At 57.5% G+C, this 26,274-nt stretch carries 17 protein-coding genes; 12 read left to right on the top strand and 5 right to left on the bottom strand.

The genetic code is table 11. The features are described 5' to 3' along the window. Positions 1-77 precede the first annotated feature (77 nt). The 3 genes from Poly24_RS09210 to Poly24_RS09200 all read right to left on the bottom strand — a co-directional run bounded on the left by Poly24_RS09210 (position 78) and on the right by Poly24_RS09200 (position 3,312). Positions 78-1,148, bottom strand: a complete 1,071-nt coding sequence (locus Poly24_RS09210; protein ID WP_197452447.1) for a hypothetical protein — start codon at positions 1,146-1,148, stop codon at positions 78-80. A 68-nt stretch (positions 1,149-1,216) separates the two neighbouring features. Next, complete coding sequence (locus Poly24_RS09205) at positions 1,217-1,867, bottom strand: peroxiredoxin-like family protein (RefSeq protein ID WP_145093690.1); 651 nt, start codon at positions 1,865-1,867, stop codon at positions 1,217-1,219. 473 nt (positions 1,868-2,340) lie between these two features. Continuing rightward, on the bottom strand, positions 2,341-3,312 hold the full coding sequence (locus tag Poly24_RS09200) for a TIGR01212 family radical SAM protein (RefSeq protein WP_145093687.1): 972 nt from the start codon (positions 3,310-3,312) through the stop codon (positions 2,341-2,343). Positions 3,313-3,463: 151 nt separating this feature from the next. On the opposite strand from Poly24_RS09200, the gene Poly24_RS09195 reads away from it, so the two are divergent. From Poly24_RS09195 to Poly24_RS09165, 8 genes are all read left to right on the top strand, one after another. Beyond that, a complete protein-coding gene (locus Poly24_RS09195) occupies positions 3,464-3,919 on the top strand; it encodes an FHA domain-containing protein (protein ID WP_145093684.1) in 456 nt (151 codons plus the stop codon). A 16-nt stretch (positions 3,920-3,935) separates the two neighbouring features. Next, entirely contained in the window at positions 3,936-4,244 is a 309-nt protein-coding gene (locus tag Poly24_RS09190; RefSeq protein WP_145093681.1) for a Dabb family protein, read from the top strand. A gap of 71 nt (positions 4,245-4,315) precedes the next feature. After that, entirely contained in the window at positions 4,316-5,152 is an 837-nt protein-coding gene (gene kdsA / locus Poly24_RS09185; protein WP_145093678.1) for a 3-deoxy-8-phosphooctulonate synthase, read from the top strand. Between the two features lie 6 nt (positions 5,153-5,158). Continuing rightward, positions 5,159-6,904: a tetratricopeptide repeat protein gene (locus tag Poly24_RS26975; RefSeq protein WP_197452446.1), complete on the top strand. Its 1,746-nt coding sequence runs from the start codon at positions 5,159-5,161 to the stop codon at positions 6,902-6,904. A gap of 55 nt (positions 6,905-6,959) precedes the next feature. Beyond that, entirely contained in the window at positions 6,960-9,182 is a 2,223-nt protein-coding gene (locus Poly24_RS09180) for an NfeD family protein (protein ID WP_197452445.1), read from the top strand. Positions 9,183-9,344: 162 nt separating this feature from the next. Next, positions 9,345-10,136: an inositol monophosphatase family protein gene (locus tag Poly24_RS09175; RefSeq protein ID WP_145093672.1), complete on the top strand. Its 792-nt coding sequence runs from the start codon at positions 9,345-9,347 to the stop codon at positions 10,134-10,136. A gap of 343 nt (positions 10,137-10,479) precedes the next feature. Continuing rightward, on the top strand, positions 10,480-13,650 hold the full coding sequence (locus tag Poly24_RS09170) for a hypothetical protein (RefSeq protein ID WP_145093669.1): 3,171 nt from the start codon (positions 10,480-10,482) through the stop codon (positions 13,648-13,650). Beyond that, positions 13,647-20,117: a hypothetical protein gene (locus Poly24_RS09165; protein WP_145093666.1), complete on the top strand. Its 6,471-nt coding sequence runs from the start codon at positions 13,647-13,649 to the stop codon at positions 20,115-20,117. Before Poly24_RS09170 ends, Poly24_RS09165 begins: the two co-directional genes overlap by 4 nt. A gap of 31 nt (positions 20,118-20,148) precedes the next feature. Here the strand turns inward: Poly24_RS09165 and Poly24_RS09160 are convergent, their stop codons facing one another. Together Poly24_RS09160 and Poly24_RS09155 are read right to left on the bottom strand one after the other, a co-directional pair. After that, positions 20,149-20,679 carry an adenine phosphoribosyltransferase gene (locus Poly24_RS09160; RefSeq protein WP_145093663.1) on the bottom strand — a complete coding sequence of 177 codons (531 nt, stop codon included), beginning with the start codon at positions 20,677-20,679 and terminating at the stop codon, positions 20,149-20,151. Positions 20,680-20,733: 54 nt separating this feature from the next. Next, positions 20,734-21,153, bottom strand: coding sequence for a hypothetical protein (locus tag Poly24_RS09155; RefSeq protein ID WP_145093660.1), 420 nt, complete (start codon positions 21,151-21,153; stop codon positions 20,734-20,736). Between the two features lie 317 nt (positions 21,154-21,470). On the opposite strand from Poly24_RS09155, the gene Poly24_RS09150 reads away from it, so the two are divergent. The 4 genes from Poly24_RS09150 to rplT all read left to right on the top strand — a co-directional run bounded on the left by Poly24_RS09150 (position 21,471) and on the right by rplT (position 26,233). Next, positions 21,471-23,690, top strand: coding sequence for a multiheme c-type cytochrome (locus Poly24_RS09150; protein WP_231753544.1), 2,220 nt, complete (start codon positions 21,471-21,473; stop codon positions 23,688-23,690). 38 nt (positions 23,691-23,728) lie between these two features. Beyond that, on the top strand, positions 23,729-25,450 hold the full coding sequence (locus Poly24_RS09145) for a hypothetical protein (RefSeq protein ID WP_145093657.1): 1,722 nt from the start codon (positions 23,729-23,731) through the stop codon (positions 25,448-25,450). A gap of 101 nt (positions 25,451-25,551) precedes the next feature. Then, positions 25,552-25,755, top strand: coding sequence for a 50S ribosomal protein L35 (gene rpmI / locus Poly24_RS09140; RefSeq protein ID WP_145093654.1), 204 nt, complete (start codon positions 25,552-25,554; stop codon positions 25,753-25,755). Between the two features lie 124 nt (positions 25,756-25,879). Beyond that, a complete protein-coding gene (rplT, locus tag Poly24_RS09135) occupies positions 25,880-26,233 on the top strand; it encodes a 50S ribosomal protein L20 (RefSeq protein WP_145093651.1) in 354 nt (117 codons plus the stop codon). The last annotated feature ends 41 nt before the right edge of the window (positions 26,234-26,274 follow it).

The following is a 26,274-nucleotide window of genomic DNA, read 5'->3' as shown; positions in this document are numbered from 1 at the left end:
CCTGAGTGTAGCAAATTGTGTCGCAGCGGCCACCACAAGGCGAGACGACCGACCGGGACCGACGCGGCTTCCGTTGGCTATTTGCCTATCGTGGTTCGCATCAGGACGAGATTGTCATGCACCAGACTGGATGACCAGATGAATTTTGCGTCGGCATCGGGCGCGTCGAACAGGTCGGTGAAGTTGGTGTAGGCCGGCTTGTTGTTGACCCCGACGAAGTCGTTGGTGAAGGTGACGGCGTTGGGCCAATGATGATCCTTGAAATCGGCGGCAGCCCAATTTTGCGGGATCGGCCAATGAGCGGCGAACCAAGTTGTCCCATCCTCAACATCTTCGGTGCTGCATTTGGAACTGTCTCGGTGGCTGCCGTCGACGACGAGGCAGTCGGGCGACTTCAGCGGTGCGACATAAAACGTCTGAGCCTTCCAGGGCTCGTCGGTGATGGAAACCGTTTCGCCAGCTGCGTTCTTGATGACGGCGACCAAACCGGCATCCCCTTGATGGAAGGGAGCCCCGCGGAATTGTTCAAAGCCGAGCCCGAGTCGCTCCTCCCAATCGACCCCCATCACGCCAATCGTAACCGGCCGCTGGGCTTTGAAGCGAATCACATTGCTGTTGAACGGCGTCATCGGAACGGGGTCGACCGCCAGCAGTTTGCCATTGACGTAAAACTCAAAATAGTTGTCCCCAAAAACATAGGCGGTGAAGACTTCGTCTCCTCCAGCGTCGATCACGGGTATCTGATTCACGTCGACATCGGCCAGTCCTGCAGGCGTCACTTTGTTGGCCTCGTTGTAGAGATCGAACGCTTTGGGGGCGAACTGAAAATGGGTCCTTGCGGGAACCGTCCACTGGCGACCGTCTGTCGATTTGATCTTGGCGATTTTTGCCGTTCGCGGGTTGGCTCCTGTCCATTCAAACAGAGTGACGACATCACTTTGCGATTCGCCCTGAGTGAACGAAGGCTGTTCGGAGACTGGCTGCTTTTGCGAAACCGTGATGAAGTCGGGTGTCGCCCCATTGCCGACCTTGGGACTTTTGCTGTCGTCGATCCCGGCGCCGGAGGATGGCGTTTGCGCCATCGTAGTCGAAGTCGCCGCGGCCAAAATTGCGAACGCAACGAGTAGAGAAAGGTTTGATTTGAGCATCGTAAATTTCCTTGAGGTACCTGTCTTTAGGTTGTTAGATTCGACCGCCCCATCTTGCCCATTGAAATTCATGAGAGCTCCTGCAGCGCCGCCAGGACGTCATCGGGTTCCGCACGTTTGCGATAGTCAACATCGACGAACCGCCAAGCCACCTTTCCATCGCGGTTCAGCACAAAGGTTGCCGGGATGGGCAACACGCTGCCGTTGCCGCCGTTAATCTCTGCCAGATCAAGCTTGCGATCGTTCCGCATGTGATCCAGGATCAGATCGGGGACCTGCCAAGCGACACCGTACTGAGCTGCGACGCGAGCGTCCTGGTCGGAAAGAACAGGGAACTCCAACGCCACTTGTTCGGCATGCGTCATCGATTGATCGGGCAATTGCGGACTGATCGCAACCAGTTCGGCTCCGACCGAATGAATGTCCGCCAACCGCTGCTGCATCGCTCGCAATTGCAGATTGCAATACGGACACCAGCTTCCGCGATAGAACGTCACGACGACCGGGCCCTTCGACAGCAAGCCGGACAACGAGACCGTTTCCCCTTGCGGATTGGGAAGCTCAAAGTCGGGAGCCGGCTGTCCGGTTTCGATCGCCAGGGAACCCGATTGGAATGCTTCGGCAGACGACAGAATCTCATCGACTTGCTTTGCGAACGCTGGATTGTTCTTCCGTGTGTTCGCAAACTTTGCCTCGGTTTGTGCTCGAAGGCTGGACATCCTGTTTCTCCTGAAGGGGCGGGGGCTATCGATTTTGTGTTTTGAGCTTCAACGCGTCGTCGTTCGGCCAGCCCAACATCGATCGTTGCTTTTGTCGGGAAGTAGCCCTCCCCCCGCAGACGGCTCTACTGCAATTCCGCCAGCAGGGCGAGCGTTTGCGTGCAGCGTGCTTCTTTATTATTCAGTCTACCAACGCGTCCAGTGCTTGCCGGAACCGTCGCGATTGACCGATCGGCGAACACCAGACAGGGAGGCGGATCGCCAGCAGCACGCAAACTTTGCAGCGCGCAGCACCCGAGCACCGGAAGATCGTATCGACGCCCCCATCAACGCAAGCTAGCCGCGGGATGGGGCATTGGTGCGCGGCACGTCGACGCTCACCTCTCCTGCGCCGCGCCGGCTTCTTACTTCCGAGACGCAATCGCAAGGTTGTTGCGTCCCACGTTCAATGACGCCGTGACGGATGGAATTTACTAGGGCGACGCCACGTAGCGACTGCCTTGCCGCGTGCCACGCTGCTTGAATTCCTGCTCGATCGCATGTCGCAGACTCGACTTCTGCAAGCACCATTCCGGAGCGATCAGGTAGGCCGGCGGGGCTTCGCCGCTGACCCGTTCGATGATCATCGTTTCGGGCAGGCGTTCGATGAAATCGACGACTGTTTGGACGTATTCGTCCCGGGGCATCAATTCCACCTCCCCCGCAGCGACTTCATCCCCCAGACGCGTATTTTTGACGGCGTAGAGGTTATGGATTTTGACGGCGTCGAGGTTCAGCCGGGCGACTTCGACGGCGGTCTCCATCATGTCGGCGTGCGATTCGCGTGGGATACCCAGGATCACATGACCGCTGATCTCGAACCCGCGGCCGCGGCTTCGCTCGACCGCATCGATCATCGAGTCGTGGTAGTGGGCGCGGTTCATCCAATCGAGACTCTCCGCATGGATCGTCTGCATGCCGTATTCGACCGAGACGTACCGCTGCTGAGCCAATTCGCTGATCAGATCCAACACATCCTCGCCAACGCAGTCGGGACGGGTGCCGATCGCCAGGCCGACCACTTCCGGATGCGACAGCGATTCCTCGTACAACGCGCGCAGATGGTCGACGTCGGCGTAGGTGTTCGTAGCGGGCTGGAAGTAGGCGATGAAACCCTTGATGTTGGTGTATCGCCGCTTTAGGGCTTCGATCCCGCGATCGATCTGTTCACGAATCTCGTACCGCCGCGTCCGCCGGCTGGGACTGAACGAAGGGTTGTTGCAGAAATTGCAGCCCCCTTTGGCAAGCGTTCCGTCGGCGTTGGGGCAAGTGAAACCGGCGTTGATGCTGACCCGTTGAACGCGACCGCCGAAGCGATTCCGCAAATAGGCGCTATAAGGGAAATAGAACGCACCATCGAGCCGCCAATCGAAGTGATCGTGCCCCGGCGGAATTGAGGATTGCATGTTTGAGAGCTATTATAGTTAGGTGAAGTGACAATAAATGGAGCGCTAAGGGACTTTGAAAAAGGCTACCATTTTTCAGCAACCTGAGTGTAAGGTCCACTATTACTCAGCGCATAGATAGCGCCAACGGCGTGGGCAGGCAAGGGAACCGATGGACGATATTGGCAAAGTTAAACGTTACGGGATGCTCGAACCCTCCAGCGGCGGCGATCCGGTGCCGTTGTTAAAGGAGCGATTGACGGTCGGACGCCGCGATTCGTGCGACATCTGTTTGAAGTTCGCAAATATTTCGGGGCAGCATTGTCGGCTGACGCTCGAGAATGGATACTGGTTCGCTCGCGATATGGACAGCCGCAACGGCACCAAGGTCAACGGCAGCCGGATCTTGCGCAAACGACTCGATCCCGGATCGGTGATCTCGTTTGCCAAGCACGAATACACCATCGAATACAACCCGCAGGACCTGGGGGCGTTTGGCCCACCACCGCCGGACGAAGACCAATTGTCCGACGTTCTGCGACGTTCGTTGATGGACCGCGCCGGCATGAACCGCCGCAGCGAGTCGAATCGCTTCAAGAACGAACAGCACGACGACCTCGATTTTTAATTAGGAATCCGCACCGATGAAGTTTGCACATTGTGTTTTTTTTACGCTGAACGATAAGTCCGATGTGCAATGCGAATCGTTGATCGCCGCGGGATTAAAGTATCTCAAGCCCCACGATGGCATCGTCAGCTATTCGATGGGGCGTCGCGAACCGGAGATGCAACGCCCGGTCAACGACCAGGAGTTCGATGTTTGTTTGGCGATCGTGTTTGCCGACCGCGCAGCGCACGATGCCTACCAAGTGTCCGACCCGCACAACGAATTCATCGCCGAACAAAAAGAGAACTGGAAACAGGTTCGCGTCTTCGATTCCAACGTCGCTTAGACGGCTGCGGCAAGCAGGAATCCGGCGCCCGCCAAGCGGGGGCGATCCAATCGAAAAGGGACTGAGAAACGATGCATCAGGATGGCATAACCCCGGCAAAAATCGGCAATTACACGTGTGGCCCCGGCAATCCATTGCTGTTGATTGCCGGCCCGTGCGTTCTGGAGACGCGCGACGCCGCGATCGAGATCGGTTTGCGGTTGCGCGATATCAGCCAAGAGCACGGTGCCTCGATCGTCTTTAAAGCTTCGTTTGATAAGGCGAACCGGACCAGCTTGAGCAGCTACCGCGGGCCGGGGCTCGAAGCGGGCCTCGAGATTTTGCAAGCCGTTGGCGAGGCGACTGGCCTGCCAGTGACCACCGATATCCATGTGCCGGAACAAGCCGAGGCGGCCGGGCGGGTTTGCGATCTGCTACAAATCCCCGCGTTTCTCGCACGTCAGACCGATCTGTTGGTCGCGGCAGCCGAAACGGGCAAGGCGATCAACGTGAAGAAGGGGCAATTTATGGCTCCCGGCGACATGCGATACGTCGTCGAAAAGCTGCGGGAGAGCGGATCCGAAAACATCCTGCTGTGCGAGCGGGGAACGTTTTTCGGTTACGGACGCCTTGTCAACGACATGCGTTCGATTCCGGAGATGCATGCGTTGGGCGTCCCTGTCGTTTTTGACGCAACGCACAGCGTCCAACAGCCGGGTGGTTTAGGTGGCGCAACGGGTGGGAATCGCGCGATGGTTGAACCTTTAGCTCGGGCTGCCGTAGCAATAGGAACCGACGCGTTATTCTTTGAAACCCACCCCGACCCCGATAAATCACCGAGCGATGGTCCGAACATGGTTCCGCTGGATCAGTTTTCGGGATTGGTGGGCCGGATGCTTGCAATCCGCCGGGGTCTTGAGGCCCTATAAAATCGAATGATGATCTGGATCACAAACTCTCGTTACCGCATTGGCTTGGTCTACCTTTTGATCGCTGCCAATGCGGCTCTTGTCGGCTGCAACAACGAAGCGGAGATCGTCCGCCAAGCGCGGCGCAAACAAAAGCAGCAGCTGGCGAACGAAGCGGCCACCGTCGACCACTTGAACGAGGCGGCTGGCTATATCAGCCGGATGGTCGAACTCGATCCGCAAGCGGCGACGCGCCAGATCAATTACCATCTGAACGCTTGGTTGGAAGCTTCGCCGCCGAAGGTCGATCGCCAGCTCTCCCCGTTGGCTGCGCAGCGGAAGCAGTTGTTTCCCGACGAATTCGACGCGGTGCGTCCCGATTCGGACACCTTCCTGCCAGGCGACATCGCTTATTTTCGCCGCTGTTATCTGCTCAGCCGAATTGCCAATTGGGCGGGCGACCGACCACTACACGACCCGCTGCTGGCGGCTTGGTTCGCCGACGCAGACTCGGGACTCGACGCCAAACAAGTGCAAACGCTTGAGAAGGCCTCTCGACTGTTCGATTGGACGCTTCGCAACATTCAATTGCAGCCGATGCAATTTCCCGCCAACCCGCCCCGCGTCGGGCCCAATGAATTGCCCGCCGGGTTAATTGTCGATGGCCCCGGCTATCGGCAAACGCTGGAAGAATGTTTGTGGCGGGGCACCGGCGATGGCTTGCAGCGATCGCGTGTCTTCATGGCGTTGTGCCAACAAGCGGGAATCGATTGCTGCATGTTGGCGATCAAGCAACCCGATCGCGAGAATGTCGTGCCGTGGTTGGTCGGCGTCCGCAGTGAACAGCAGATCTTTCTTTTCGACGCGATGCTTGGAACGTATGTCCCCGGACCGGGACAACAAGGAATCGCGACCTTGGCGGATGCTAAATCCGATCCGTCGGTTTTGCGGCGGATGAAAATTGCGGGACTTTTTGACTATCCGGTCGATCCGTCTTGGTTGAAGAAGGTCGTCGCTTTCGTCGACGTTCCCAGCGAGGCGTTTTGTTGGCGGATGCAGGCCTTGCAGCGGGGGCTGACCGGCGACGCGCGGATGCGGTTGAGTTACGATCCAGAGACCTTTGAATCGTTGAAGGCGCTCGATTCGATCGATGATGTGGAAGCATGGTCGATCGATGCGTTGGCACGGCGTTATCAGTTTGCCATGCAGCGCGCGATGGCCGACGATCTGAAGGTCCTCATCGACCAACAGATGCGTTGGGGAATGTTGGCACCCAATTTCCCGCTTGCCAAGGCGCGCTGGAATCATCTGACCGGTGCCTTTGATGGCGGCGAACAGGACGGAGCGCGGATTCAGTACATGAACCTGCGGATCCCGGATACCGACATCGAAAACCTACCCTACGACGTGAACCTGCAAGTGCAACTGAACGCTCGCCGCCAACCCGGCCAGCCTCAGGAAGCGTACGACCAGCAGTTGCGAATCATCCAGGCTCAATATCGCCAAGCCAAACAGGCGGCAACGTTTTGGTTGGCTTTGATCCAGTTCGAAGACTCGCGCTACGAAAACGCAGCGACCTGGCAGCAGAAACGCGTCTTGGGCCGCGACATCCAGTCCCCTTGGGCGTCATCGGCTCGTTACAATGTGGCACGCGCGCTGGAGCATCTCGATCGTGATAAAGAAGCGATCGAATACTACAAGACACAACGAGATCCTCAAGAACATGGAAACCGTATTCGCGCTCGATTGCTGTCGCGCGAAGCGGATGAATGACACGATAATGACGATCGGGTCGCCTATAATCAAAGCTGGAAAAGGAGGATTATCCATGATGTTCCAGCAGTCCGCGCAACGAATCATTCGATGGGTTGCGGTGCCGACGAAAGCTTGGTGTGACGCATTTTTGCGTCTGCGGCGAGTTGCGATTTCGTTGTTGCTTGTTGCGTTTTTCCTCGTCGCAAACGTATTCAGCCAGGATGCGCAGCCCGGCGTGGTGGTCAACGTCGGGTTGCCGATCGACGACGCCGCCCAGCGACAGGTGGAATCGGCGATCAATACGCTTCGCCTGGCGGCCACACCGCAAACCGGACGCCAAACCATTGTCTTGCAGTTTGGCAATCCAGGGGATCCGGCTAGCGGAGCCGACACCGCATTCGAGCGTGGATTGCAGCTGGCCCGTTTCTTGACCAGCGAATCGGCAACCGATGTAAAGACCGTGGCCTATGTGGCTGGCGATGTTCAAGGGCATGCGGTATTGCCTGTGCTCGCATGCGATCAGATCGTCGTGGCGCCGGGAGCCCGATTGGGCGCGGCCGGAATCGATCAAGCCGCTGTCGATCCAGTCGTTCAATTGGCCTATGAATCGATTGCGGAACGACGGCGAACGATTCCGATCGGCGCGGTTCGAGCCATGCTGAATGCCGATTTGGAGCTGGCGCGGATCAGCCAGGTCGATGGTGGCGATCTATTCCTTTCGGGAGCGGAACTGACAGCGCTCCGCGATCAAGGAAAGGTCTGGAAAGAGGAACAACTTGCGCCCCAGGGTGAACTGGCAAACTTTGTCGGTTCGCAGATGAGGACCTATCGTTGGGCAACGCACGAAGTCCGCGATCTGGATGAACTGGCCACCGCGCTCGGATTGTCGCAATTGATCGAACCGCAATCGCTGTCCACAGAAAAATCACATGCCGTGCTGGCGGAGATCAACGGACCGATCAACCGACGCCGCATGCGTCGGGTCCACAACAACCTCGCTGACGCGATTGCGCGGCACGACTTGAATTACGTACTGCTGCATCTCAACAGTCCCGGAGGGGATTTGAACGAATCGCTGCAGTTGGGCGCGACGATTGCCAGTTTTCCAAGGCAGGGAATTCGAACGGCCGCGTTTGTCGACACGCAAGCGATCGGCGATGCCGCCTTGGTCGTGTTGGCGGCCCAGCAGGTCTACATGTCTCCAGATGCCTTCCTCGGAGGGCCGGGAGCCGCTTCGATTGACGCCGCGGCGTTGGATGATCTTGGCGAGGCGATCGACCAGATCGCACGTTCGACAGGCCGCAGTCCCGCGCTCTTGCGAGGACTGTTGGATCGAGATTTGAACGTCTTCGAATACCGGGACGCCCGCAGCGGTCGTGTTGCCTATTTTTCCACAGCGGAACATGCCGCCCGCGACGACGCACCACGCTGGACGCGGCAGGGAGAGGTTTCCCTGGCCGATGGAATCGCGGCCGAACAGGCGCTGCAGCTGGGGTTGATCTCGGGAATCGAATCCGATCTATCCAACGTTTGCCAGACCGTTGGACTCGATGAAATTCCCCAACGATTGGACGAACGGCGGATCGTGAATTTTGTTGAGAACCTAGGCCGTCAGGTTTGGTTGCCTCGCGTGCTGTTGTTTGTGGGATTCTTCATGTTGTCGGTCGAGATGGGCGCACCGGGGATCGGATTCCCCGGGTTCCTCGCACTGGTCAGCCTGATGCTGTTCTTTTGGATCCAAGCCGCTGGCGGAACCGCGGAATGGTTGGAGATCTTTTTGTTTGTCGGAGGCGTGGTCTGTCTGGCGGCAGAGGTGTTGCTGTTTCCCGGCTTTGGTGTGTTTGGCGTCGGCGGTTTGGTAATGCTGGTGGCCAGCCTGATCCTTGTCAGCCAAACCTTTGTGGTGCCAAACAATGCGTATCAATACAACCAATTGACCGGCAACTTGATCGGCGTGTTAGCGGCGATCGGCGGGATGTTGGGGGGCGGCCTGGCGCTTCGTTGGATGCTGCCTCAGCTACCCTTCTTCCGCCATCTAATGATGGTCGAAGACGAAGAGGAGAAGCAGATTCGGGCCGAAAACGAAGCGATCGTGCATTGGGATCATTTGCAGGGCCAGCGAGGAATAACGACGACACCGTTGGTCCCCTCGGGAAAAGCGCGGTTCGGCGAGGAATGGATCGCTGTGGTCAGCGATGGGCCAATGATCGATGCCCAGCGACCGGTGATCGTAAAACAGGTCTACGGGAATCGCGTCGTCGTCGAAGAGCTGTTCGACGAGGGAGCCGGCCCATAGGCTGCTGCCGGCCTACCAACCCGAGCAACCGATTTCTGAATCTGGCGCAAATTGGGGGGCTTGGCGGGTGGTCCTCTTACGGGATATCCCTTATCAAACAGGGAAGCTTACCGGTGGGGATCGCTTCCAATTATCGAACCGACGGCATGGAGCAACGTGGGTATGAACGACAACTATTTGAAAGTGGCACGTCTGGCAGCGGCTGCCGGCGCCGAGGTGCTGCTTTCCTATCAAGGACGGTTTTCGGTCCGCGAAAAGGCACCGCGCGATCTGGTCACCGAAGCGGATGTCGCGGCGCAGCAAGCGATCCAAAAGATCCTGCTCTCTAATTTTCCCGACCACGGATTTGTCGGCGAGGAGGAGGGGCATGACCAGGTCTCCGCCGAGATGTTGGCCGATCCGAAACACCCGCCGATCTGGATTGTCGATCCGTTGGATGGGACCGTCAATTACGTCCATCAATTGCAGAGCTTTGCGGTTTCGATCGCGATGTACCACGCCGGTGAACTGCAGATCGGGATCGTCCACGATCCGGTAACGAGAGAGATTTTCTGGGCCCAGCGCGGCGCAGGGGCGTTTCTGAACGATTGCCCGATTCAATGCAGCCAGACCGATCGCTTGGACCAAGCGCTGCTGGCGTGCAGTTTTTCAGCAGGCACGCAGCACGATTCGGCTGAATTAGGCCGTTTTGCCGCTGCCTTGGACGGAGCGCAGTCCGTTCGGCGACTGGGATCGGCGGCGTTGAACCTATGTTATGTCGCGGCCGGTCGACTCGATGGATACTGGGCGACCTGCGTCAAACCGTGGGATGTCGCTGCGGGAGCGTTGATCGTAACCGAGGCGGGGGGGCAGATCCGTGCCCTCTCGGGCGACCGCTTTGATCCCTGGAACCCGCGATTCGCGGCAACCGCCACCGAACCACTGAACGATCAGCTCCTTCGCTGCATTGCCTAACCCCCTCTGGCTGCGGTGATGGTCTTCGCAAGGCTTTCCGGTCTTGAGGATTATTTGGAGAAAATCAGTCCGTTTTGCAGCTGAAATCGCTAGATTACCCAATCCGATTAGTCGCAAGCTTTTTACTGGACGGCGAATGGCTTAAAATGGTGAAAGCTTTTCTGCGTTATACCGTGCCTGAACCGAAATGACACGTTCCCATCGATATGAAGCGACATGTGCCATTTCGGACCGCGTGATGTATAACCGTTTCCTCTCTTCCGATGGGTTTCGAGTGCGATTCAGGTCTGCAAATCGATTCGATTTCGCCCGAGTGTGGTGCACCTGGATCGTCTGTGCGCTGGTGTGTCTCGCGGTTCTCCCCTGCAATGCGCAAACACCCCCTCCGCTGAAGTTCCCCGATGGCATCGACGACCTGATCACACCTCAGGATGGATTGCCACCAGCGATCTATATGCTCGACGAAGGGACCCGGGTCTTCATCCCGATCACTCCCTATCGCGAGTTTGAGCGTCGCAACCAGGTTGTCGGCAGCACGCCCACGGGCCGGGCTCCCTTTACGTTTGATTCGATCGAAATTACCGGCGAGGCCAACGGCGGTCGCGCTGAATTGGACGTCGTGATGCGGATCGATCTCGATGCCAGCCTCAAGGGGGAGGTTGAAATCCCGCTGCAGATGAAGAACTTCCATCGCTTGAGTCCTTTCCAGGTCGATGGCCTTAGCGATTTCCGCGGAATGACCGATCCCAAGTTGGGCAGCCAAACCCTCCTGGGAACGCCGACAAAGCAACGGATCGTGGTGCAAGCGAAGTTTTCGGTCCGCGTGAATCAAACCGATGCCCGCCACAACATCGACTTTCGTTTGCCGATTGCCGCAACGACGATCAATTTAACCGTCGACCAGGAGCGCCCGTTTGCGGTCGTCACCGGGGCGACCAGCGAAGAGATCGTTCGGGCGCCGCAACCTGTCGACAAAGGGAAGAGCTTGATCCAACTGGAGGCCGCCGGCGGAGACTTCACGATGGCATGGGGGGCTTCCCAAGAGAAGGCTCCCGAAACCCAATCGCTGGAGGTTGAAGGGGACTGGAAAATCGATTGGCAGGATCCACAACAAACGCCCCAGATCGAGGTCACCTACAAAGTCCGTAATCTATCGGGCAACATCCAACCGTTTGAGATGCGGATTCCATCGCAATTTTCGATCTCGCCCCTTTCGTTTTCCGATGTCGCGATCAGCCCGATGGGAGACGATACGTACCGGATCACCCCGGCGCTATCCGAAACGCCGCGACTGACGTTTCAAATTCAGGTCGACGTTCCCGGTGCGGACTACCGAACCGAATCGCCGTTGCCGCTGGTGGGAATGTCGATCGCAGGAAGCGTGCGCGAAACCGGCACGATCAAAATTCAAACAACTCGCGATCATCGACTGCGTTGGTTGGAAGGCAATTTTGTGCGGCCGTTGATCTCCGCATCGAACAGCGAAGGGGACGGCCGCGCTTATGATTTCCGTTACGATCGCGGCGACTTTACGTTGCCGATTTGGTTGGCGGTCAAAGCCAGTGGGATGCGAATGCAGGTCGACTATGAAACCTCGATCGGCCCCGAATCGGTGAACCTGGATGTGTTGGTGAACGTGGCCGGATCGGGCACCACAGGACAGAGCTTGACGCTCGACTTCAAGCAGTGGGAACTGCAACGCATCAACGATCAATTGCTGGTCGATTTGGACATCGCGGGAGTCGAACCGGCGGCCGAAACGGTGCAGATCGAAGTCGATGAATTGATCGAAAACCTGAATCCAATTTCAGGTCAGCGCCGCCAATTGAAGCTGCAGTTCATTCGCGCACTTTCGGGCAGCGAGGGGAAAGTCACGTTCGACATCCCTACGATCAATCGGCCCGCCAAGCGACGCAGCGATGTGATCTATACACCGGGCCAAGTGCGCGTGCTGGAGAAAGAAAACGTCACCATCGCTTTTAATCCCGCCAACAGCAACGGCTTGGAGCAATTGGTCGACGGAACGTCGACCGGTGCACGCGTCTATCAATTGCTGTCGACCTTTGGCAAAGCGCGATTGACGCATACCGTCGCCCGCCGCAAGACCCAGGTCCGCACTGCCGTGGCCGCCGAACTAGCGATCAATGGCGATCAGTGTTTCTTCAGCCAACGGCTGGCGATCGAATTCACCGAAGGCACGCTCGCTTCGTTGCAATTGACTTCGCCGCGCGACGATTTGAAAAATTGTTCGGGCACGATCGATGGCAACCCCGTGTTCTTGAAGCGTGAAAGCGACACGACCTATCAAGTTCGCTTCGATCCTTTGCCGCCAGGCAGTTATGTATTGGAACTGACGCAACCTTTTGCGTTTCCCAGCCAGGTCGACGAGGATGTCGCCACAGTCGACCTGCCGCTCAGCCTGCCCTTGGAATTGGCTTCCGGTGGCGAATTCGAAATGCCATTGAATGTCGTTGCGGAGGCTTGGTCGCGCGATGAACAAGAGAGTTCCGATAAACAGCCGGGCGCGATCCTGGTCATTCCCGGTCTGACCCCGACGATTCAATTGGTCCGGCAACGCCAACGCGACGAGGCTTCGCTGTACGTCGACCGGTTGTGGATCCAATCGATGATAGGCAGCAGCGTGCGGCGGGAAAAAATTGTCGCCCGCGTTCAAGGATTTGCTTCGCATTTAGAATTGGAAAGCCAGCAATGGAATGAAGACATCCAAGTCCGCGCGATCGTCGATGGCGTCGATCTACGCGACTTTGTGCATCAGGGAAATCGTCTGCTAATTCCACTGCCACAGGGCCGGGACAGCGCGATGGTGGAGGTCTGGATTTGGGATCGCAATCAGGCAACGCCGGGAATCGTGGATGAAATCACCCCGCACGTCAAATTGAACGCCCCCTACGGGGAGTGCTATTGGCAACTGGTGCTTCCTTCCGGACAGCATTTGGTTTATGCAAGTTCCGAGGCGGGACGGGCGATGCAATGGCAGTGGCGGGGACTGTTCCTAGCCCGCCGACCGATCCTGTCGACGGCTGAATTGGAGCGACAATTCGAGATTAGCACGTCGGAGACCTTGCCGCCGTCGAATATCTACCTGTTCACGCCCGTGGATTTAAATACGTTGCGGGCGACCGCAGCGCCTCGAAGTTCGATCTGGTTGTTTGTCGGGGGGATCACGCTGATCCTGTCGACGGCGATTGTCTACATCCGTCGCTTGCGAACTCCCTTCACGTTCTTGGTGCTTGGGTTTGTTTTGATCGGAATGGCGGTAACGTTTCCCGATCTGGCGGTGATCTTCGGCCAAGTGAGTTTGTTGGCGTTGCTGTTGACGGTCGTTTTGTTGGCCATCCGATCGGCCATCGCCGGTTGGCCTCAAGCCAGCGTGTTCGAAAGTACGCGGCCCCGCGAGGGTTCGACGCGCAGCGTTCCCAACCCCGTGGTTGTCGGATCGACCCAAAGCCTCGATCCGCGACGCATTGGGCCTTCCGTCGAGGCGCACTCATGATCGCCGCGTTTTGCGTCCCACCGCGGTTGCTACAAGCGACGCTAGTCGGCATCGCGCTGGTGACTTTCGCCGCAAGCCTTGCGAGTGCCCAGGAACCGTTGCCCCCCGACGATCCAACGCGCGTCAAATACCGTCAGATCTTCATCCCCAAACGGGATGAAACCAAACTGATACCGCCCGACTACGAACCGATCTCAAGGAGTGAACTGAAGCGTGCATTGAGCAATCTGCAAGGTTCGTCCGACGACAAAACGGTGGTTCCCGAACTGGTCCAATTGCAGCTGATGGCGCGTTATTCCGAGAATGCGTTGCAATCGATAGGAACTTCTTTTCTTGAATTCCAATATCAAGATGATGCACCGGGGAAGGTCAGTTTAAGTCCTTTGAATCTAGCGGTGTTGCCAACGGCATCGTTTGCCGGATCGACGACGGCGCGGCTGAGCACGTCGTTGGACGGCCAAGCCACAGCACGGGTCAGTGGCGATGAACGGATCGAATTTGCATGGAGTCTGCAGGGGCAATCGATCGCTGCCGGCACTCGATTCTCGATGCGGTTGCCAGCGACCGGGACAGGCAAGGTTTATCTTGCGCTTCCCAAAGGCTTTGAGATTGAAACGCAAGCCGGCGCGATCCAACCCGTCGATTCTGCGTCCTCCGTTCGAGACAACCTCCTGCTACGCGACGATGAAGACTTTTTTTTGTTGGAACTAGGCGGCAGCAACCTGATCGAATTTTCGATCGTTAAGACAACGTCGTCTCCGGTCTTGAGCGAAGTCGTGATGCGGGAGGCGTTTGGGAAATATCAGATCCGCGAGGACAGCGTCGGCTGGGATTTTACGTTTGATTTCACTTGGCCACGGGAGAACGGTCCGTTAACGTTGCAATTGCCCAACGGTAGCGCCCCGACGTCTCTAATCGTCGATTCGATGGCACGTCCTTACGAAACGACGACCGACAACGGGCAAACGTTGATCTCTTTAAATCCAAGCGACTGGACCGACGTAACGTCGTCGATCGATCACCGTTTGCAAATCGTCGGTCTTTCAGCGCCACTCAAGTCGGGCTGGGTCACGCTCCCCAAGATCAGTTGGCGGAACAGCCAAGTGGTGATGTCGGGGAGTGGATCGATGTTGCGATTGGACCTTTCGTACCCGATCGAATTGATCGATGTCGACACGTCGACACGGTGGACCATCGAAAATTCATCGCGCACCGATGTCGAAGAGAGCTACCAGTTTTCGGGAGCCTCCTGGGACGCGCCGTTGCAATTGTTCTTACAGCGCGACGATTCTCAAGCGACGGCAACCAATGCGTTGCGAATGAACATCGGAAGCGATTCGTTGCAAGCGACCTGGGATAGTTTTGTCGAATACAAGGTTGCCATGCTGCCTGCCGAAGATGATCAAGAACCCGCGCTGCGGTTGCCGACGATCGGACCGATCTCGCTGGAAATCGAAGACGGTTGGGAGATCACCAGCGCTGTCGTGGTATCGAGCGGACGGGAGGTCGAGCGCGTCGGGGGCAAAATCGATCGGTTGACAATCTGGCCCGAACCGGACGAAGTCAACGGCAAGGTATTCCATGTCCGTGTGAAAGGACGCCGGCCGCTGCCTCCGCAGGATCGAGTCAGCATCCCGCCGATCTTCTTTGTTCGCTGGGAAACGATCCCGACCAGCGAGTATGTGATGTTGAGCGCTTCATCGCGGATCCAATTCCGTAGCAACCAGGGACTGCAGCAGAACCGGATTTCAAATAAGCAATTGCCAACGATCGTCGCCGAATTGTTTGGGGATCCCAACACGGCGCAGTGTTATTTGGCAATCGATTCGACCCGCATGCCATCGATTGAATTCGATCGCCCCGCGTCGCGATTTGATGCTCGCGTCGATGTTTCGGCAACATTTCACGATGGCCGAATCACCGAACAATTTACGATTGGGATCGAAAACGTCTCGGGCAAGTTAGAAGACTTGGTGGTCCGATTTCCCGAATCCCGGCAGGAACCGATCCGGTGGTCGGTCGCCGACACCGCACGCAACCACGATGATGCCACAGGGCGTAAATCGATATTGGCCAAGCGACAGTCGACCGAAGATGGTGCGGAGGTCTGGCAGTTGCGGGCGCATGATCGCTTCGACGACGGAACCGTGATCGTGGGAACGCGCGAGATCGGCGAAGCGGAACTGCGGATCGATTTGCCGAGCATTCCGCTGGCGTTTAATCAGCGTGGGATCGTTCGCACCGACCGGTCTGTCGAAGTGGTTTCGGTCAGCCCCAATATCGTGCGAATCCCAGAGCCCAAGCGGATACAAACCGAAGTCCCCCTGCCGGTGCTGCGCTACGATCCGACCGTGGACGGCCAAGTGACCGTTCAGGCGCGGAAAAACAAAGCATCACTACCGATCATCCAACAGCAACAGATCACCGTTGTCGCCGATGCATCGGGGGCCGAACGCATTTTTGTCGAGATCAATCCTGATTCCTCTGGGTTGATTATCGTCCAACACGAACCGGCGTTGCGATTGGAACGGGCGATCGGTGAACAATCCGAATTGCCGACCGAAGCGGTCCGTGTCTCCGAATCGGCAGTGACCTGCAAGTTGGCAACCCAGAGATCGCTGCTATTGGTGTTTACGGTCAATCGCGCCGCTCAAGTTTGGGGACGTGTTTGGCAACCGCCACGCGTGCAGTGCCAGAACGCGGTCCTGCAATCGAGCCTACGATTGTTGTTGGGCCCCGACAGTGTCGACATTCACCGCGACGTGTGGCGGCGAGACAACCAATTTCCGCAGGACGAACCGCCGGCCTACGTTATCGAATCGGTCTCGGTTCCACTGACCTCCGCAGCCGCATCGCTGGAGGCGCGATCGCCAATGATTTTGCTGCGCAGCGAAACGATGACCGGCTTGCAATTTGGGGCCGCCATCCTGCTGGTGGCGTTTGGATGGGCGACCGCACAGTGGCGAATCTTTGGAATCTTGGGATCGGCGTTTTTGCTGATTTGCCTGCTCGGCGTGCTGGCCGACTGGCAGATCAATTGGATGTTACTGCCATTACTACCCTATGCCATCGGTGCGTTGATCGCATCGCTTTTGGAATGCCGTTCGGTCGCGCGGATCGAAGAGGACGCAGCGGGGGAAACCGGTAGCCGATCTTTGGTGATGCGCGTCTTGATCGGTTGGGCCCTTATTGTTTGCTGGGCAGTCGCCGCCAACGCGCAAACCCCACCGATAACGCATTCGCTGTTGATCCCCACCGACGACGGAGGCGCCCCGAGTGACAAGGTCTATATACCGCCGACGCTCTACCAGCAACTGCTGCAACGCGAATCGAAGGCCTTTCAACTCTCCAACGCCCACGTCTCCTCGGCCCGCTACATCGTCGACATTCGCTCCAACGCATTTGTTGCCGAACGCGACGCGGCCCGAGTTCAGGCAACTATCGGAATCGAAAACCCTGAACTGGCCAACTCGGTGGTGCTGGCGATCCGGCAGCAGCCATTCCGCCAAGCGATTCGCCGCATCGACCTGTTAGTGGCAGGAGACGTGATCGCGATCCGCCGCCCCGCGCTGGGTGACGACAAGATCATTTTGCAGTTGAACGGCCAACCCAGTGCGACGGTTCGATTTTCGTTGTCGGTACCAACGCAGATCGACGAAGCGACCGGACGACGTGAATTGCTGCTGGAGATTCCACCGGTCTTAAACTCTCAATTGGCTGTGATGTACGACGATGAGGTCCGGGACGTCGAAGCCGTGTCGAGCCTTGGTGTCGTCGTCGCCAATGCGGCGACCCAGTCACTGTCCGCGGATTTAGGGCCGGTAGAAAACCTGCAGGTCGTGTGGCGGAAACAGAACGCGGCCCCGACGGTGCCCTTGGTCAACACCCGCCGCTGCTGGTACCTGCATCTAACGCCCCAGCAGGTGGCTCGCGAGGTGCAACTGGATTTTGTTCAACCCGCCGATGGATCGACGGTCGATCGTGTCGAATTGAATTTCGACACAACTTCGATTCCCGTCGTCACGTCGGCTGGATGGCGACTGGAGGCGTCGCGGCTGTTGGAGGGGGAACGAACGGCATTAACGTTTGTGTCCACCGGAGACACAAACGAAGGCCTGCGATTGCTGTGGTCCAGTTCCCGCGACGGCGAACTGTCACAAACGATCCGCTTGGTTGACATCCGATCGGCGGCGACCGAGGAACATAGCCCCGAAGTCTTGGTGGCGATCGCGGCACCGGCCAATTGGACGATTGAAGATCCGTTCGAATCGCTGGCCACGGTGGTCGATGCCAATGCGTTTTTATCGCATTGGCCGACGCGAACCGGTCCGTTGAGCAAGGTGTTCCGCAGCGAATATAAAGGACCGATCCCCTTCCGATTGCGGAAGAACGATGTCCGACACGCGCTTGCCGACGATTTGCATCAGATCAACTTCGAAACCGATCGGCTGGATATCAATTACAAGGTTTCAGTCCAGGACTACGCGACCGCGGGTGAAAGCATCCGCTTGCGTGTTCCTAAGAACTTGCAAATCGAGAGTTCGATTCTGCAGGGAGAATCCGTCCCTCACAAACGCCTGCCATTTGACGACCACGACGAAATTGTGATCCGTTGGCGAGCGAATCCCGATCCGTTTGTCGAGTTATATGTCAAGGCATCGGTGGCGGTCAAACTAGACGTTCCGCTAAGCGTACCGCGAATCTTCCCGAGCCAATTTACGCTGACCAGCAGCGAATATCAGTGGAGTCGCGTTTCGGACGTCGCGTTGGAATGGTTGAAACAAGAAGCGTTTGAAGACTTGCGGTTCGATGTGACGGGGGTGGAACAACTGCATGCGCAAATGTTTCCCGTGACTCGCTGGAACCTAGACGTTCAATGGCTTTCCGAACCCGTGTTGCCTGGGGAATTTCGGTTGCAAAAAGTCACGCCGCGAATCGAATCCGAATCGGTTACGGTCGTCAGCTGGAAAGACCGCGCCTGGTCGGCCAAGGCCTATTTCGATATCCATGTTCAACAGGGCAACATCGATTACTTTTCGTTTGAAGTCCCCGCCAGCTGGTTCGGCGAAGTTTCTATCGACGACGACCTGCCCTGGATTGCCATGCCTTCGGTGAATCGCGATTCGAAGATCATCCTTGTCTTACCGTCGCGGCAGGCTGCCAATCGCTATCGGATCACAATCCGCGGCGGGCCAAGGGCCACGGCCAGCGAAAGCGTCACGGTTCCCACCGTCCGTATTTTGGAAACGGGCAAACATCGACACTTCTTTGCCGTCCCTCGCCGATTGACCAATGAAGCGATCGCGTGGAAAGTCACGTCGGCCAATGAGATCACGCTGCGAACACCGTTGGCAAGGGCATCGGGAGTTCCCGATGACCACGTGACCTACGAAGCCAACCCCAACTTTTCGGCCAGTCTAAATCCGGTGCTGGACCTAACGATCGAACCTTTGGTCTCGTTGGCCTCGTTTGAATACTTCGAAACCGCAATCGCCGCCCACGTTCGCTGCAAGTGGGATTTTGTTCCCGCCGGCCGCGATCTGTTGTCGGTGCAGATTCCTGAGGAATACAAAGTCGTCGCCGCGCGGATCAACGATATGGAGGCCGATCTTCATCGTCGTCCTGCGGGCGTCCTCGATGTGCAACTGCTGTACAGCCAGTTGCCCCAACAGATCGAATTATTGGTGGAGGTACCGCGAAGATCCGATCCGAAGTTCGCGGAATTGCGGATGCCCAAAGTTGTGGGAGTACCGGTAAAAGAAACGTGGTTCGTGGTTCAGGCAACCGCCGGCGGTGGGGCATTCCAGCGAACTCCTCAAGAAACGGTGGCACCGTCTGGATGGGACGTCGTGACCGCGCAAGAACGGCTACAGGCTCAAGCCGAATCAATCATCACCTGTTTGGACAACGCCACCGAATCGTTACAAGAACGAACCTCGTACGAATTGGTCCATTGGTTGACCCCCTGGCTGAACCGTTTCGAAGACGCGGTGGAAAGCTTGGCGACCTACGGTACGGCGGTCGAGCCGACGATTGAAGATTTAAGAACGCGGATGGATCAGTTGGTCGAACAAGCGGGAGTGGAAACGTTGGTCCGCCAGGCGTTGGAACCTGCGGCAAAGATCGCTTACTCTCCCGAACAGGAAGGAGGCGTCTATCACGCCGAGGGCCAACAAGACCAGATCCTCATCACTTTCCACGCCGCTGAGGACTTCAACCAATTCGCTCCACTGGCCCAAGCGGCCGCGATTTGGAGCGGCCTGTTTTTGCTGCTTGCCGCGATAACGTACGGTTTGCGAGTCCGTGATCCATCGCTTGGCAACTTGATTTGGATTGCAATGTTGGGGCTGGGAGTCTACACCTTTTGCCCCCGTCCCTGGGCGAATGTGTTATTGGTCGTCTTGGCCGGGATAGCTATTTTAGCGGTGCTGATGATCTTCCGCCGTGGCCGCGTGGTGAGCGTCTAACGGGCTCCACCACGAAGCAAGTGGGCGGCGATTATTCGTAGGTTAACAGCGAGTGCAGTGGATATTTTTTTAACCGCTGTTCACCGCCAAGGCCCTTCAGGTTGATCACGAACGCACAGCCCACAATCTCCGCGTCACACTTTTCCAACAACTGGCAACAAGCGTCCACGGTTCCACCGGTGGCCAGCAGATCGTCTAACACCAGCACCCGTTGCATCGGTGCAACCCCATCGACATGCATCTGAACCGTGTCGGTTCCATATTCGAGTTCGTAGGTCAGCGAATGGGACGCAAAGGGAAGCTTGCCAGGCTTGCGAATTGGCACAAACGCCGCATTCAACCGGATCGCCAATGGCGCTGCGAAAATAAATCCTCGGGCTTCGGCAGCGGCGACGACCTCAATGTTTTGCCCTTCAAAAGGAGCGGCCAAGCGATCGATCACCGCCGACATTGCGGCAGGGCTTTTTAGCAGCGGAGTGATGTCGCGAAACAAGATCCCTGGTTTTGGGAAATCGGGGACGTCGCGGATGTAGTCGCGGAGGTCGATCGAAGCGTCGGTCATGCGGATTTCCTGGTGGAGGGACGCGAAACAGAGGACGCTCAATTTATCAGGTTGTCAAGAATTCAGAAACTGCCGAACCGACATCCCTAGATGACGTAGCCCGTCGCGTAGAAAGGACCGAACCCAAGGCGCGGTTCCAAGGTCGTCGCCAATTCCGGGCAGGCAGATCATCGCGACGATCAGCAGAAGCATGCCGCCGAGTGCGATTCCAGAAACACTCGACCCGGCATCTTTGGGCACACTGCTCCAAAACACCCAACTCCGTTTGACGCCCTCTTGAGGCGTCGCATCCTTTCCGCGGCTCACGCCAATCTTGGCGTCTCCATTGGCTTCGGTGCACATCCATTGTGGGTGGACCTGCGTTCGTTCATCGAGCAACGTCAACATCCATTCGTAGTCGCCGCGGACTCGCTGAACGAAACGCTTCTCAACGCGCAGCGTGAAGCCTTCGATCGATGTGTCTTGCACGGTCACCGGAATCCGTCTCCGTCCTACCTTTAACGAACCCGTGGCACGCTTCCCGTTTACCGGGCATCGAAAAAACGAAACATTGTTGGTGGGAACACTCATGCAGTTCGCTCAGGCAAGATTCGCGGGGCGGTATCTAAACCCTAGTTCCGTTTTGACGACAACGATCGCCCCAATAACCTTTGATAGCAGTTCTTGTTTAACTTTGTGGCAAGCTTTGACGGTCGGGAAAGACACTCGGATTGTTCTCAGCAATTTCGATTTGATGGTCGGAATAGTCGATCCAACAAAGGAATACATATCTAAACAAAGGAACGGCTGGGATGAATGTAATCGATCGACGAGTCTTTTCGACCTTCTGGGTCGTAGCATCGTTCGTCGCAAGCAGCTTCGGTCAAAGTCCACCGCAGCCGGGAAACCCGCCGCCGCGCAGTTCCGGAATTGGATTGACCAGTGAAGATGTGGTGCCCGAGATTCCAGGAGAGATCCTCAGCCAATTGCCCCCTGGTTGCACGGCAACATGGAACGGTCAGTCCCCGTCAGCTCAATTGTTGATGCCACAGATGTCGCCCCCCGCTAGCAATGCCCCCGCCCCGGTCGATCCGTACACGGCGGCAGCGAATTCCGTGGGCAACCGCAGCCACATGATCCATGGAAGCTACCGATACGAAGCGGCAAGCGTTCCCGATAATTCGATCCGCGCCCAATTGGCCGCCGCGCATCGAATGGCTCAATTGGAAAAGGACGACCCGCTATCGCTAGCCCCAAGCGACGATCCTCTTTCACTCGGCGGAGGAGATGATCCACTGGGCGGTTTGGGTCCACGAAATCGCCGATCGCGCGGCGGCGGTGATAGCGCCGCGCCTGCCACAAAGGCGCCCAAGACTCCCGACCCGCACGAGGCCTTGTGGGCCGAAGACTGCTATCCCTCGGCGGCAACCTGCGCCAAATGCCATCCAAAACACTACGAAGACTGGCGAGCGAGCAGCCACGCCTATGCGGGAATCTCGCCGATGTTCCAGGTCTTCGAACAGACGATCAGCGAATTGTCCCAGGGGACGGTCGGTTACTTCTGCGTCCGCTGCCACATGCCCGTTGCGACGCAGATGAAAACGGTCGAGCGATCGACGACGATCCTCGACGCACCGGTCGTGATTCGCGAGGGGATCACCTGCATCGCCTGCCATCGCGTCAACGAGATGTACAACAAAGTCAACGGAGCTCGTCGGATCGAACCGGGCGATATCCACGCCCCGGTCTATGGAAACGTCGGTGGTTCGGGCGTCGCTCAAGCGATTGCAGAAAAGGATAAGCACAAGCTGAAACTGAGTCCCGACGACAAGGGACCCGGCCAGGCGATGCACCTGGAGGGACGCTTCTTCGAACCGCTCTCACGCAGCGAGTTCTGCATGCCATGCCACCAGGTGGCGGTCCATCCGGGGATCGCGTTGGAGGTCGTTTGGAACCAATACCGCAACTCACCCGCCTGGAAAAACGGCGTTTCGTGTCAGGATTGCCACATGGGGCACACCCCTGGCAAAGCTTACGGATACGCTTGCGAACCGATTGCTGAACTGGCGGGCAAGCCGTTTGGTCCCCCGCGGAAATTCTCCAATCACAATTTCTGGGGCCCCAATTATTCGATCGCCCACCCCGGCGTCTTCCCTCACAATCCCAAGGCCGACCGCTGGTCGCCTCGCGAATGGTTATCGTTCGATTGGCGCGCCGGTTGGGGAACCGAGGAGTTCGAACGCAGTATCCGAGGCGTTCAAGGAATGCATTTCCCGCCGCCGTGGGACGATGCCGACGACCGCCGCGACGCGCGGAAGATCATCGATGCCAACTTGAAACGCGCCGTGCAGAAACGAGATTCCGGCATCGCGACGCTCTCGGCTGCGGTGCGGTTGGATGGACCTCACTTGAAGACGCAACCACGCGTCAACAAACCGTTGCGATTCAAAATCCATGTCCACAACGGAAGCGATGGGCACAACTTGCCGACCGCGTCGTTGGGAGCCCAGCCGCAACAATGGCTTAACGTTTCGTTGATCGATCCCTTTGGAAGGATCGTCTGGGAATCGGGCTACTTGGACAGCAACGGCGACCTTGCGGAGCTGATGAGCGAAGATGTGGTTAACGGGAAGATACGCCCGGACCTTCAGTTGTTCAACTTGCAGACCAAGTTTTTGATCACGAACGTCAAAGGCCCCGATCGCGAATTCCCGCTGCCGGTCAATGTCGACGTCGACCAAATACCTTTCCTGCGTCCGGGGAACGTTCCGTTTTCGGTCCTCAACCACCCGCCGTTCATTCGCATGGAAGCCCACTCGATTCCACCCGACGGTGTCAAAACCGCAAGCTATCGAATCCCTGCCGACGCGTTCCGTCAACCGGGAACCTACCGGATCTCGGCCCGCTTCCGCGCTCGCTTGGAACCGCCCTACTTCATGCGGTTGTGCAAATCGACCCCCGAAATGATCCGTCGGATGAACGAACAGATCATGGACATCGCTCCGCAAACGACGGAAATTTTCGTTCGCTAACCATGTTCAATTTACTTCCCCTATCGAACCGAGCAGCCATGCATGCCTCAGCGATCCCAATCGTCAGCCGCCCCGCTGCGATGATCTTCGCCAGCCTGCTGATCGTTGCATCGCTGCTGGCGACAACCGCTCGCGGCCAGTATGCGACCGCCAGCAGCGGCGTGCAGCTTGGGGTGCCGGTGATCCGCGATCAAGCGGCCGACGCAACTCCGACGCGTCTGCCCGCTCCGTCGGCGGCTCCTGCCGCTGCAGCCACGCCCGCGACCCTGGCTGCCTCGCGGCAACCTGCGCAACCGGCGACCTCTCGCAGCAGCGAACCGATGCCCGGTCGGCTCGCTTCGGCAGTCGAGTCCAGCACGCTCGATGGGGGCAGCATCTACGCGCCTCAATTGGTTCCGTGGGCGGGCGATTTTTCGCCGACGCCACTTCCCGATGCGGCCTTCACCTACGATGCGGCCGAATCGCGACGTCCCTACGATGGCAAGAGCCCGGTTCCGGTTCAGCGTCCGCTGATCGAATGGGGGCTGCCGTTTTTCCTCAACGGCATGATCCCTCCCAGCCAAACCTTCCTCGGGGAGACGAACCTCGTTCAACAACACTTCTACATGTATGGCGATTACCGCATCGGATACGGTGGAGGCCGAAACGCTGGCGGCGATTTTCACAACATGGCCACTCAGTTCCGGCTCGACTTCGACTGGGGAATCACCTCGACCGAACGCTTCCACGCCTTCATGCAGCCGTTCAACCGCAACGGCAATTTAACGGGCATCAACTTCGTCAACGACGACTTCGAACTACAAGATGCGTTTAACGTCGACTTTATCACCGCCTTCTTCGAAGGCGACCTGGGCGCGATCACCGGCGGACTAACCGATACCTGGTATCCGTTCGATCTTCCCTTCACCGCTGGCCTGATCCCGCTGCTGTACCAAAACGGCATCTGGATGGACGATGCCGTTGCGGGAGCGGCATTTGCGTTGCCTTCGAAGAACAGCAAATTCCTACGATGGTCCAACTTCGACGCAACATTTTTTGCCGCCGTCGACCAGATCAACAGCGATGCCTTCCCCGGTGACAAAAACGCGGCGCATCTGTTCGGCACCGCCTGGTTTATCGAAGCCTATGAAGGCTATATCGAATCGGGCTACGCCTACGTTGATGACCGCACGAACAGCGATCGCAGCTACCACAACGTGACACTCAGTTTTGCGAGGCGGTATTTCTGGCGATTGGCGAACACCGTCCGCGTGATCGGCAATTTCGGACAGGACCTGCCGCGTGAACAGCGGACTGCCGATGGAGCTCTGGTGCTGATCGAAAACGCTTGGGTCTCGCGAGATGCCCTTCGATTTGTACCGTACCTGAACGCATTCGCTGGCTTTGGCCGCCCTCAATCGGTCGCCCGCGCGGCGGCGGCCGGTGGCGTGCTAAGAAATACCGGCATCAACTTTGAAACCGATGGGATTAACGGCTTTCCGACGCTCGACGCCACGGCGAACAATACGTATGGCGGTGCGGTCGGCATCAATATGCTGGGCCCCGCCTTTGATCACCAATGGGTTGTCGAAGCGGCCTACGTCGGAGTGATGAATAATGCGGACGATCGCAAGGCGGCCGGCGAGGAGCTTGCGTTTGGAACGCGGTACCAAATACCGATCAGCCACCGGACACTGATCCGTCTGGATGGGATGTGGGCTTGGCGTGACAACGCTAGCGATTTGACTGGTGGACGGATCGAGTATCGTTGGAAGTTCTAATTGGGGCTTTTGAAGAAGCTTTGTTATCGCTATAGTACGCGATTCATTCTGACCGAAGATTGCAACTGTTGCATAATCCATAATTTGAAAGGCTCCCGAAAATGCCCAAAATGAAGACCCACAAAGGCACGAAGAAGCGCTTTCGTCTTTCGGCCACAGGCAAAGCGATGCACCGCAAGAGCGGCACTAGCCACTTGCAAGCCCGCATGTCGCAAAAACGCAAGCGAAATTTGCGTGGAACCGGCGCGATGGACGTTTGCATGGAAAAGACGATCCACGCGGCACTCAACGGCAACAGCTACTAATCGCAGCTGACCGTCGCACAGTCCGCAGAACGAAAAGAATCCCATTCACCAAGCAGCCGGGCAGAAACAGTCTCGCCGATAGAGCGGGGCGGCCCGAGGTTGCCAAACACGCTAGGAAAGATCAATGCGTACGACTAAAGGTGCAGCTCGCACCCAAGCTAAAAAACGTTTATTTAAACGCGCCAAAGGTTTTGTCGGTGGCCGCGGAACCCTGTTGCGCAGCGTCAAAGAGACTTTGCTGCGAAGCGGTGCGTACGCCTACCGCGACCGTCGCGTCAAGAAACGTGAATTCCGTCGTCTGTGGATCACCCGTATCACTGCCGCTTGTCAACAACGCGACATGCGATACAGCCAGTTCATCCATGGCCTGAAAAAGGCCGACATCCAACTCGATCGCAAGCAACTGTCGGAATTGGCAATTCACGATCCGCAAGCCTTCGACGCGATCGTAGAACAGGCCAAAGCCGCGATCGCCTGATCGCCGCTGATTCCCCGCAGCCCGGGCGATTCCGGGCAGCC

The sequence above is a fragment of the Rosistilla carotiformis genome, assembly GCF_007753095.1.
Lineage (GTDB): Bacteria > Planctomycetota > Planctomycetia > Pirellulales > Pirellulaceae > Rosistilla > Rosistilla carotiformis.
This window is presented reverse-complemented; position numbering and strand designations above follow the sequence as displayed.

Coding starts and splice junctions, on each gene's coding strand:
- Poly24_RS09210 (WP_197452447.1), bottom strand. CDS start 1,148: ATGCTCAAATCAAACCTTTCTCTACTCGTTGCGTTCGCAATTTTGGCC.
- Poly24_RS09205 (WP_145093690.1), bottom strand. CDS start 1,867: ATGTCCAGCCTTCGAGCACAAACCGAGGCAAAGTTTGCGAACACACGG.
- Poly24_RS09200 (WP_145093687.1), bottom strand. CDS start 3,312: ATGCAATCCTCAATTCCGCCGGGGCACGATCACTTCGATTGGCGGCTC.
- Poly24_RS09195 (WP_145093684.1), top strand. CDS start 3,464: ATGGACGATATTGGCAAAGTTAAACGTTACGGGATGCTCGAACCCTCC.
- Poly24_RS09190 (WP_145093681.1), top strand. CDS start 3,936: ATGAAGTTTGCACATTGTGTTTTTTTTACGCTGAACGATAAGTCCGAT.
- kdsA (WP_145093678.1), top strand. CDS start 4,316: ATGCATCAGGATGGCATAACCCCGGCAAAAATCGGCAATTACACGTGT.
- Poly24_RS26975 (WP_197452446.1), top strand. CDS start 5,159: ATGATGATCTGGATCACAAACTCTCGTTACCGCATTGGCTTGGTCTAC.
- Poly24_RS09180 (WP_197452445.1), top strand. CDS start 6,960: ATGATGTTCCAGCAGTCCGCGCAACGAATCATTCGATGGGTTGCGGTG.
- Poly24_RS09175 (WP_145093672.1), top strand. CDS start 9,345: ATGAACGACAACTATTTGAAAGTGGCACGTCTGGCAGCGGCTGCCGGC.
- Poly24_RS09165 (WP_145093666.1), top strand. CDS start 13,647: ATGATCGCCGCGTTTTGCGTCCCACCGCGGTTGCTACAAGCGACGCTA.
- Poly24_RS09160 (WP_145093663.1), bottom strand. CDS start 20,679: ATGACCGACGCTTCGATCGACCTCCGCGACTACATCCGCGACGTCCCC.
- Poly24_RS09150 (WP_231753544.1), top strand. CDS start 21,471: ATGAATGTAATCGATCGACGAGTCTTTTCGACCTTCTGGGTCGTAGCA.
- Poly24_RS09145 (WP_145093657.1), top strand. CDS start 23,729: ATGCATGCCTCAGCGATCCCAATCGTCAGCCGCCCCGCTGCGATGATC.
- rpmI (WP_145093654.1), top strand. CDS start 25,552: ATGCCCAAAATGAAGACCCACAAAGGCACGAAGAAGCGCTTTCGTCTT.
- rplT (WP_145093651.1), top strand. CDS start 25,880: ATGCGTACGACTAAAGGTGCAGCTCGCACCCAAGCTAAAAAACGTTTA.